Origin of the sequence: Falsiporphyromonas endometrii, from assembly GCF_042654485.1 — a bacterium.
Lineage (GTDB): Bacteria > Bacteroidota > Bacteroidia > Bacteroidales > Porphyromonadaceae > Porphyromonas > Porphyromonas endometrii.
In genome coordinates, this window is the sequence record NZ_JBHSGO010000149.1 from 1 (window position 1) to 8,680 (window position 8,680).

At 38.4% G+C, this 8,680-nt stretch carries 10 protein-coding genes and 1 pseudogene; 7 read left to right on the plus strand and 4 right to left on the minus strand.

The genetic code is table 11. The features are described from left to right. Nucleotides 1-708: 708 nt before the first annotated feature. A complete protein-coding gene (locus ACFO3G_RS04620; protein WP_380078420.1) occupies nucleotides 709-978 on the minus strand; it encodes a hypothetical protein in 270 nt (89 codons plus the stop codon). A gap of 429 nt (nucleotides 979-1,407) precedes the next feature. Here ACFO3G_RS04620 and rpmB point away from each other — a divergent pair, with 429 nt between their 5' ends. The 5 genes from rpmB to ACFO3G_RS04645 all read left to right on the plus strand — a co-directional run bounded on the left by rpmB (nucleotide 1,408) and on the right by ACFO3G_RS04645 (nucleotide 3,954). Next, a complete protein-coding gene (rpmB, locus tag ACFO3G_RS04625; RefSeq protein WP_380078421.1) occupies nucleotides 1,408-1,665 on the plus strand; it encodes a 50S ribosomal protein L28 in 258 nt (85 codons plus the stop codon). 4 nt (nucleotides 1,666-1,669) lie between these two features. Continuing rightward, nucleotides 1,670-1,858, plus strand: a complete 189-nt coding sequence (gene rpmG, locus ACFO3G_RS04630; RefSeq protein ID WP_380078423.1) for a 50S ribosomal protein L33 — start codon at nucleotides 1,670-1,672, stop codon at nucleotides 1,856-1,858. A gap of 16 nt (nucleotides 1,859-1,874) precedes the next feature. Beyond that, nucleotides 1,875-2,027, plus strand: a complete 153-nt coding sequence (locus tag ACFO3G_RS04635; protein WP_380078425.1) for a DUF4295 domain-containing protein — start codon at nucleotides 1,875-1,877, stop codon at nucleotides 2,025-2,027. Nucleotides 2,028-2,420: 393 nt separating this feature from the next. Further along, on the plus strand, nucleotides 2,421-2,792 hold the full coding sequence (gene trxA, locus ACFO3G_RS04640) for a thioredoxin (RefSeq protein WP_380078427.1): 372 nt from the start codon (nucleotides 2,421-2,423) through the stop codon (nucleotides 2,790-2,792). Nucleotides 2,793-3,255: 463 nt separating this feature from the next. Continuing rightward, entirely contained in the window at nucleotides 3,256-3,954 is a 699-nt protein-coding gene (locus ACFO3G_RS04645; protein ID WP_380078429.1) for a hypothetical protein, read from the plus strand. A 569-nt stretch (nucleotides 3,955-4,523) separates the two neighbouring features. On the opposite strand, the pseudogene ACFO3G_RS04650 reads toward ACFO3G_RS04645, so the two are convergent. Both ACFO3G_RS04650 and ACFO3G_RS04655 read right to left on the minus strand, forming a co-directional pair. Then, nucleotides 4,524-4,682 (minus strand): annotated as a pseudogene (locus ACFO3G_RS04650) (transposase); the annotation flags it as partial. A gap of 39 nt (nucleotides 4,683-4,721) precedes the next feature. Beyond that, entirely contained in the window at nucleotides 4,722-5,135 is a 414-nt protein-coding gene (locus ACFO3G_RS04655; RefSeq protein ID WP_380078431.1) for a DUF5362 family protein, read from the minus strand. A gap of 75 nt (nucleotides 5,136-5,210) precedes the next feature. Between ACFO3G_RS04655 and ACFO3G_RS04660 the strand changes: the two genes are divergently transcribed. Together ACFO3G_RS04660 and ACFO3G_RS04665 are read left to right on the plus strand one after the other, a co-directional pair. Then, nucleotides 5,211-7,073, plus strand: coding sequence for an ABC-F family ATP-binding cassette domain-containing protein (locus tag ACFO3G_RS04660; RefSeq protein WP_380078433.1), 1,863 nt, complete (start codon nucleotides 5,211-5,213; stop codon nucleotides 7,071-7,073). A 175-nt stretch (nucleotides 7,074-7,248) separates the two neighbouring features. Beyond that, nucleotides 7,249-8,508, plus strand: a complete 1,260-nt coding sequence (locus tag ACFO3G_RS04665) for a phosphoglycerate kinase (RefSeq protein ID WP_380078435.1) — start codon at nucleotides 7,249-7,251, stop codon at nucleotides 8,506-8,508. A gap of 82 nt (nucleotides 8,509-8,590) precedes the next feature. On the opposite strand, the gene ACFO3G_RS04670 is transcribed toward ACFO3G_RS04665, so the two are convergent. Beyond that, a complete protein-coding gene (locus ACFO3G_RS04670; RefSeq protein WP_380077071.1) occupies nucleotides 8,591-8,677 on the minus strand; it encodes an IS3 family transposase in 87 nt (28 codons plus the stop codon). Between the last annotated feature and the right edge of the window lie 3 nt (nucleotides 8,678-8,680).

The window sequence follows — 8,680 nt, forward strand, 5'->3', positions numbered from 1 at the left end:
AGACAATTCGAAATAATTTCTTTAATTTGTACTCGTGTGAGATCCATACTGTTTTACTGTTTTATTTTATTTTTTCAAAGATAATAGTCTTGGGTCTTACACACTTTTTTGGGACAGTATCTATATCAATGTATCAATATCTTCTTTTGTTTCTATGTAACGAAGTAACTTGAATACTTTGTTTTCTGTCTTTATTTGAGTAGCACAATAATAGATTGATTTTGCTCTTATTTATGGATTTCATAGGTGGATTGATTTACTTTATAGGTATATTAAACTTTATTATTTGATAAAATATATGAATATTTTTTGGCTTGTTTTTAGCTTCAAAGCAACGCTTTTTGACTCCCGAAGAGGCTCATTTTCCACAAAACCTAAAATCAATAGGACGAAACCGTCCTATTTAAATGTTAATATATGTATAGGTGACCTTTTGTGGGCAAGTTGGCGGCTTAAAAACCTACTTTAGGCTCCCTTTTTTGTTAGGTCGCGCGACTTTCAATCCATTCTCGCGCGACAATGAAAGTAACCTCGCGCGAGGTTGCTCCTAAAGTAGCCGACTTTGCATGTCAAGGTCGCGCGAGATCGGATCCAAAGTCGCGCGAGATTAGATTGCTTCTCGCGCGAGCTTATTTGTTAAAATAACGCATAAAAAAGCCCGTTTTTGTACTATAAAACGGGCAAAGTCGGTAAGAAGGTCGGATTACCCTAACCCTCTAATTTGTGATTTTGGTGTTGAATAAGGAGTGTTTGAGTACCATTCTGAGTGTCAATCAAAGTAGTAGTATTTAACAAATATAGTCTTTTCAATATGTGCTTCACAGCGCATCGTGTCATATAGTCCGGATGGTTATTTTTGTTGTTTATTGAAATGACAATTTGCTCTGAACCAAAGGAATGTATTTTTCCACCTTGGAGGACTGGTCCGCCAAGCTGTACTAAAGTCAGAAATATGGTAAGTAATACGAGTATTCCCATGGTTTTTTAATTGCTTGTCTGACTAAGATACTGCAAAACAAGGAAATTAGCAATTTAAGTTTCTTAGATTATGGATGTGAGGTCAGATTATATCAATTTGATTTGGAAGCACATAAAGTTCATACTTTTCGGAAGAAAACACAATCGCATTATTATGTATTCAGTGTATGGTTATTCGGATTAGATAAACGCATGAGAATGATAATTTGCCTTATCAAAGTAAATATATTTAATCTGTTGTATCTCTTATTTATAACGGATTTGGTGCTTTTGATTGTGATCTGAGTGAGAAAATGATTGCTGTTAACTTTGCATGAATGAGAAAAATTTATTTACTTTGCACCTCGATTGTGGACCTTCTCTATGATGCTACGAGTTTGCCCACACGATTGAAATTATTTGAAGTAATAACAAAAACGATACGAAGATATGTCTAAGATGTGTCAGATCACAGGCAAGAGAGCTATGGTGGGTAACAACGTATCTCACTCAAAGCACCGCACCAAGCGCTCATTCAATGTGAATCTTTTCACCCGCAAGTTCTTCTGGGTAGAACAAAATTGCTGGGTTGTACTGAAGGTGTCGGCAGCCGGCCTTCGCCTAATTAACAAAATCGGTTTGGATGCAGCCCTTAAGCGTGCCGCTGAGAAGGGTTACCTCACAAGACTAGAAACAATGGAGGCATAAGGATATGGCAAAGAAAGCAAAAGGCAATCGTGTGCAGGTTATTCTGGAGTGCACCGAACACAAAGAAAGTGGTATGCCGGGTACATCTCGCTACATCACTACAAAGAATAGAAAGAATACAACTCAACGTCTCGAGCTTATGAAATACAATCCTATTTTGAAGCGTATGACGTTGCATAAAGAAATTAAGTAACGAAAGGGTATAAGTCATGGCAAAAAAATCCGTCGCTACATTTAGACAAGGACAGTCTCTTGCTTACTCAAAGGTAATCAAGATGGTAAAGTCAGAAAAGACAGGTGCTTATATCTTCCACGAAGAAATGGTTCCTAACGATGCCGTTAAGGAATATCTTAAGAAGTAATAAGCTTTGAAATATTCCCTCATGTTTGAGGAGAAAAGGGGATGTGTCGCAAGATGCATCCCCTTTTTTAATACCTTAAACGTCGGAGTAGTTCTCTTTTGAGAATGTTGCACAAAGTGCCATTCATACAAATTACAAGCTAATTTGGGGGCTTTGGAGAATGGATGAGATGCAAGGAGATGAGGGGGAATGCTAAGGATGCGTGCTTAAGTACGTGACCACAAAGCCGATTACAGAAAGCAACGCGGCAAATCGCCATTATGCAACAGTCTCCTTTTGTAATGCTCAATATATTGAGGGATAATCCCTTCATGATAAACGGTGTCTATTATCTTATAGAATGCTTCATATAACTATTATGTACTTTTGCCCATGAACAAAAACAGTAGAATTATGAGCATTAAATATATTAAGGATAAAACAGAATTTTCAAAATTAGTGTCTGAAGTACGAAAAGGCGATCCGATGCAAAATTGGTATCACGAAGGAAGAAAGCCTGTTATTGTGGACTTTTTTGCTACTTGGTGTGGCCCTTGTAGTGCACTTAGCCCAATCTTGGAGGTTCTTGCCGAAGATTATCAAGACAAAGTTGATATCTATAAAGTAGATGTTGATCAATGTCCGGATTTGACAGAGATGTTTAATATCCGTACGGTACCGACTCTGTTATTTTCGAAGAGGGGTGTTAAGATGCCAACTTTGATGTTGGGTGTACTAACAAAACCTCAGCTTAAGGAAATAATAGATAAGTGGTTGGAAGAATAATATTTATACTTATTCATAGTGTTTGACGAAGTTTGCTAGATAGCAACTTCAAGTGTTTGATTGATAGTTATGAGATCCACATTAATGGTCTCAGTGCGGTAGTGATACTGCAAGATTTTGATTAGTAGATAGTGATTGTTTGTTAGAAAGGGGCTGTGTCAAAATTCCATTTGGCACAGCCCTCTTTTATGGTAAATCCTGACGTCCTCAACCATTACGTCTGCCCCTCTGAACTGGAAAAAGCTATTGGGCTGTGAGTGAAATGCTGTAACAAGAAAAGATTTCTTGAATCATTAGATAATTGTACACTAATAGATCTGTACTTGGAAATGGGAGAAGAGGCTAAGAAATAAGAGAAATGAAAAACTATTAAATTTATTAGATAATAATGAATTATTTAATAAAAGAAATTATATTCGCAATGTACATTTTGATTTCCAAACTATAAAACAGTCGATAAAGTATGAAAAAGGTTATTAATTTGAGAAACTTGATTCCTATTCTTGCGTTTCTGGCATTAAGTTTTTTCAGTTTAGGATGCAGTAAGACTCATGAGCCCGAAAATAAAGAGACGCCGTCAAACAGCTATCAAGTGAAGTTCCAAGCAAATCCAGACTCCTTCTCCGGTGAGGGCGGTTATGGCGAAATTACGGGAGTTCTGCAGGAAATCGCTCCCGATGGCAAGCTTGTCAGCGAGACTCCACTTTCAAGTTTAGAATACAAAATATCCATACCTGACTCAAATATCGATATTATTGGAGCTAACAGGTTTAGGATACCAGAGGAGGTCAATAGCGATAAGTTCAATTTCGAAGCAACTGTGATAAGCGGAAAAGCAAAAGGGCATAAGCAGAAAGTTGTAGTGTTGAAAGGAGGAATAAATTTTGTATTTAAGGCCGAGCCTGACCGATTTACCTCTAAAGGAGGCTCCGGGAAAGTGAAGGGGACAATGCAGTATACGGATTACTACGGGAAAGTGCTCAAGGAAGGAAATCTACTCGATTGCAACTTTGGTTTGAAAAATATAGGTGAGACCGAGGGAATCGACATAGACGAGGAGCACAAAACCTTTACCGTCGCAGAAGGAGGAGCAGCCACATTTATCCTACAGGCTAGCTCTGGATATGGAAGTCCTCAAAAAATTGAGATTAAGCGCGAATAGTTAAAGAAGAGTGCTTTTTCATGCAATCATCTTGTTGCAATCGTAGATAATTTATAGAAGGGTTGTTTCAAAATTCCATTTGGCGCAACCCTTTCTGTTGTTTGAAAAATATTACTGTTCGGTAATAGTTTGAAAGGACATATTGATAAGAGGCTGTGTCATTATTTGTAATGATTCAGCCTCTAATTATTTGCAACGCATCATATTTGGGGGTTAAGCTGCCATTTTTTGGTTGGGGCTGACAATTGGACTCACAAGAACTCCGGAGATCGATAAATAAGCCCTATATGGTGTATTATCTGGCGAATTTATTCCGTTTGTCTTGTCTTTCAGCCTCTTTGCAACCATTTTCTTGATGTTAAACCTCAAAATGTCGATAGAACATCGAAGTATCACATATATTCAACTCACCAAAGCCATTTGAGACCTTCTAATATCACACCAAAATGGTGGGGAATTTAGTAGGTGATAATCATTTTCTAATGTTATAAAACGATGATATATAACCTGTTAAGAAAAGTAGTTCCTGCTGACGGTCATTAGAACTTGCCATCTAACGACAAATCTGGGTTAAAGACCATGGCAAGGAAGGTAAAGTCCATTGTAATTATGTCTTTACCTAAATGTCGAAAGTATCTGTAGTGCATATTGGCTTTGATCTGCCCAAAGACCGCTTCGGGTTCGATGCATCGTCAGCCCCGATAGCTGATCTCCTCGGGCGATGTCAGCTCCCATACTTCCGCATAAAATATTTGTATTTAGGTGATTTAGGATAGACTGAAAAAAAGGATTATTCCCATAATGATCGAAACTACTGAAATAATCATTGTTATGATATAAGCTTTAAAGTAATTTGTCATACAGTTGATGCCATCTTCTATTTTGTCCTCTTCTAAGTTGTTAGCAGCAGCTTTGATTTTTGATCCATATTTTAGGAGTAGAATATTGACAGCTATGATGGCTACAAATATCAGAAGCGTCACTCCTTGTAATAGCATATATGCCCCATTGATACCAAGCTTTAAAAGTTGAACGAATTGAATGAGTCCTCTTATGAGGTTGATCCCATTAAAAGCGATGGTAACAATTGCCAGAATATTAGCCCATTTTGCATTGCGTAGTAGAGCTCTTTTTAACGATTCACTTGTAGTTAGATTGTTTTGATTGTTTGATTCATCCATAATATCTAATATTTATTTCCACAAATGTAATTTATTATGCCAAATCCTTTCACTTGAGATTGTATCTTTGTATCTATGTTACAAGTAGAGAATTTGACTAAGAGTTTTGGAGATCTTCTTCTGTTTGATGAAGTCTCTTTTAGTGTGGATGATGGTGAAAAGGTAGGTTTGATAGCACCTAATGGGACAGGTAAGACTACCCTTCTAAGAATTTTGATGGGCGATGATGTTCCTGACGATGGGCGTATCATCTTTAGTAAGGATATGACTGTAGCTTATCTTCCTCAGCGTCCTGAAATCCTTCCGGAGCATACTATTTTGGAAGCTTGTCTTGATAATAATGATCATCAAACAGAGCTTATCAGGCGCTGGAAGGAGGCTCTTCAGCACAATGATAATGAGGCTATGACCGAATTGTCTCCGCAAATTGATTCCCTTAACTTGTGGAGCTTTGAGCATAAGGTGAGTGAAGTGCTTGGAAAACTTGGCCTTGTGGATATTGATAGGACTTGCAAATCTCTTTCCGGAGGAGAAACCAAGCGTATTGCTTTGGCTCGTCTTCTTATCAAAGAACCCAATCTCCTTATTCTTGATGAGCCGACCAACCATTTGGATTTGGATGCTATCGAATGGCTTGAGGATTATCTTACTCGATCTCAGATGGGACTTTTACTTGTAACGCACGATCGCTATTTTCTTGATCGTATATGTACTCGCATTATTGAGATTGATCAAAAAAAGATCTACAGCTACAATGGTAACTACAACTATTACCTCGAAAAGCGAGATGAAAGACTCTCTTCGCAGGAACAAAGTGTTTTGAAAGCCAAAAACTTGATGCGAAAAGAATTGGATTGGATCAGGAGACAGCCTCAGGCAAGAGGTACTAAGGCGAAATATCGTATAGATGCTTTTGCCGAACTCAAACAGAAAGCTTCTGAGAAGAGGCAAGAAGTGTCTATTGATTTGAGCAATCATACGGCCACATACATTGGAAAAAAGATTTTCGAAGCCTATGATGTTTCAAAGTCTTTTGGCAACAAGAAGATTGTAGACCGATTTAATTACATTTTTGCTCGCTATGATAAGGTTGGCATTGTGGGTCCCAATGGTGTGGGTAAGAGTACATTTTTAAAGTTACTCTTAGGTATTGAACAGCCCGATAGTGGATATTTTGAGATTGGCGAGACTGTCCGATTTGGATATTATAGCCAGGAAATGCCACCTTTCGATCCTCAAAAGAGAGTTATTGATATTATCACTGATATTGCAGATGAGATTACTTATCCGGGAGGGCAGCGTATATCTGCATCTCAACTATTGACCCGTTTTCTTTTCGAGCCGGATAAGCAATACAACTTTGTTGGAAAGTTGTCGGGTGGGGAAATGAGGCGTCTTTACCTTTGTACCGTTTTGATTGGTGCTCCCAACTTCCTTGTGTTGGATGAGCCTACAAATGATTTGGACATTGTCACCCTAAATGTTCTTGAAGAGTATATTTCGGAGTTTAAGGGATGTGTGCTTATTGTTTCACATGATAGGTATTTTATGGATAAGGTGGCGGAGCATATCTTCGTTTTTAAGGGTGAAGGCATTATCAAAGACTTCCCCGGTTCTTATTCGCAATGGAGGATTCATGACGAGTTTGAAACTTTAGAAAAGTCTAAGGCAGAGGCTTCCATTCAAACTGCAAAGTCGTATAAACCTGAGCGAAGAGAGAAGAAAAAACTCTCGTACAAAGAGCAAAAAGAGTATGATGCCAATAATCAGCAGATAAAGAAACTGGAAATAGAAAAAGCGGATCTGGAGTCTAAGTTATCTTCCGGTTCATTGAGAGGCGAGGCTCTTATGGAGGCTTCTACAAGGATTGGAGAAGTAAATGATGAGATGGATCTTCTTACTTTAAGACAGCTGGAGCTTGAAGATACACTCTCTTAATTTGTTGATGTCAAATCTTTGGGGGCAAAAGAGGTGATTGACTGCTTAACTAACCTCAATTCATTACCTTTGTAAGAAGCAATGGCTTTGTCCAATTGTCTATGAAGTTGATAAGGAATGCCAACCTTAATATCCGGATGATACTAATCGTTTCGAATTAATAATACGTATAACTATGAATATTGATCAGTTTAATTTTAAAGGACTGCGCACATTTGTAAGAGTAGACTTTAATGTGCCATTAGACGAAAACTTTCAAATCACAGATGATACACGAATGCGTGCTGCCATGCCAACCATGAATAAGATTATTCAGGATGGTGGTAAAATGATTTTGGGTGCTCATCTTGGAAGACCTAAAAAAGGGGTGGATGAGAAGTATTCTCTAAAGCATATTGTGCCTCATCTTGAAGAACTTATTGGCAAGAAGGTGACTTTTGCTCCCGATTGTGTAGGAGAAGAGGTTGTAAAAATTGTAATGGCTATGAAGCCCGGAGATGTGGTATTGCTCGAAAATCTTCGCTTTCATGAAGAGGAAGAGGGTAAACCAAGAGGTCTTGCAGAAGATGTCACAGTAGAAGAAAAGAAGGCTGCCAAAGAGGCTCTTAAGCCACGACAAAAAGCATTTGCAAAAGAATTGTCAGAGTTGGCCGAATGTTATGTCAATGATGCTTTTGGTACAGCTCACCGCAAGCATGCTTCTACTGCTATCATTGCCGAGTTTTTTGACAAAGACCATAAAATGTTTGGCTATCTGATGGAGAAAGAGGTCCAAGCTGTCGATAAGGTGCTTAATGATATTCATCGTCCCTTTACTGCTATTATGGGAGGATCAAAGGTCTCTTCAAAGATTGAAATCATTGAAAACTTGCTCAATAAGGTAGACAACCTAATCTTGACAGGAGGTATGACATATACCTTTGCAAAGGCTCAAGGAGGTAAGATTGGTAATTCGATTTGTGAAGACGATAAACTGGAACTTGCACTTGAGCTTATTAAGAAAGCAAAAGAGAGAGGAGTCAATTTGGTATTGGCAGAAGATGCTAAGATTGCTGATAGCTTCTCCAATGATGCAAAGACAGATTACAGCCCGGTCAATGAAATTCCTGATGGATGGGAAGGATTGGATATTGGCCCAAAAGCGGAGAAACTCTTTGCCGAAGTTATCAAAGGTTCAAAGACAATTTTGTGGAATGGTCCAACCGGAGTATTCGAATTCGAAAACTTTACTCATGGTTCTCGCACAGTAGGAGAAGCCATTGTCGAAGCAACCAAGAATGGTGCTTTCTCTCTTGTGGGAGGTGGTGATTCGGTAGCTTGTGTCAATAAATTTGGTCTTGCTGAAGGAGTGTCATATGTCTCCACCGGTGGTGGTGCTCTTTTGGAAGCTATTGAAGGAAAAAGACTGCCGGGTATAGCTGCTATCGAAGACTAATAGGTTTTGTAGCTATTGAAAAATATTGGGGTGTACTTGGAGAAATGAAGTGCCCCCCAAAAGTTGGACGTTAAATTAAACGTTATAATTGTCTATAATGAGCTCGGTATTTTACCGGGCTCATTCCTTTTAACCTCAGTTTTATTCTTTTATTGTTATACCATTCTATATA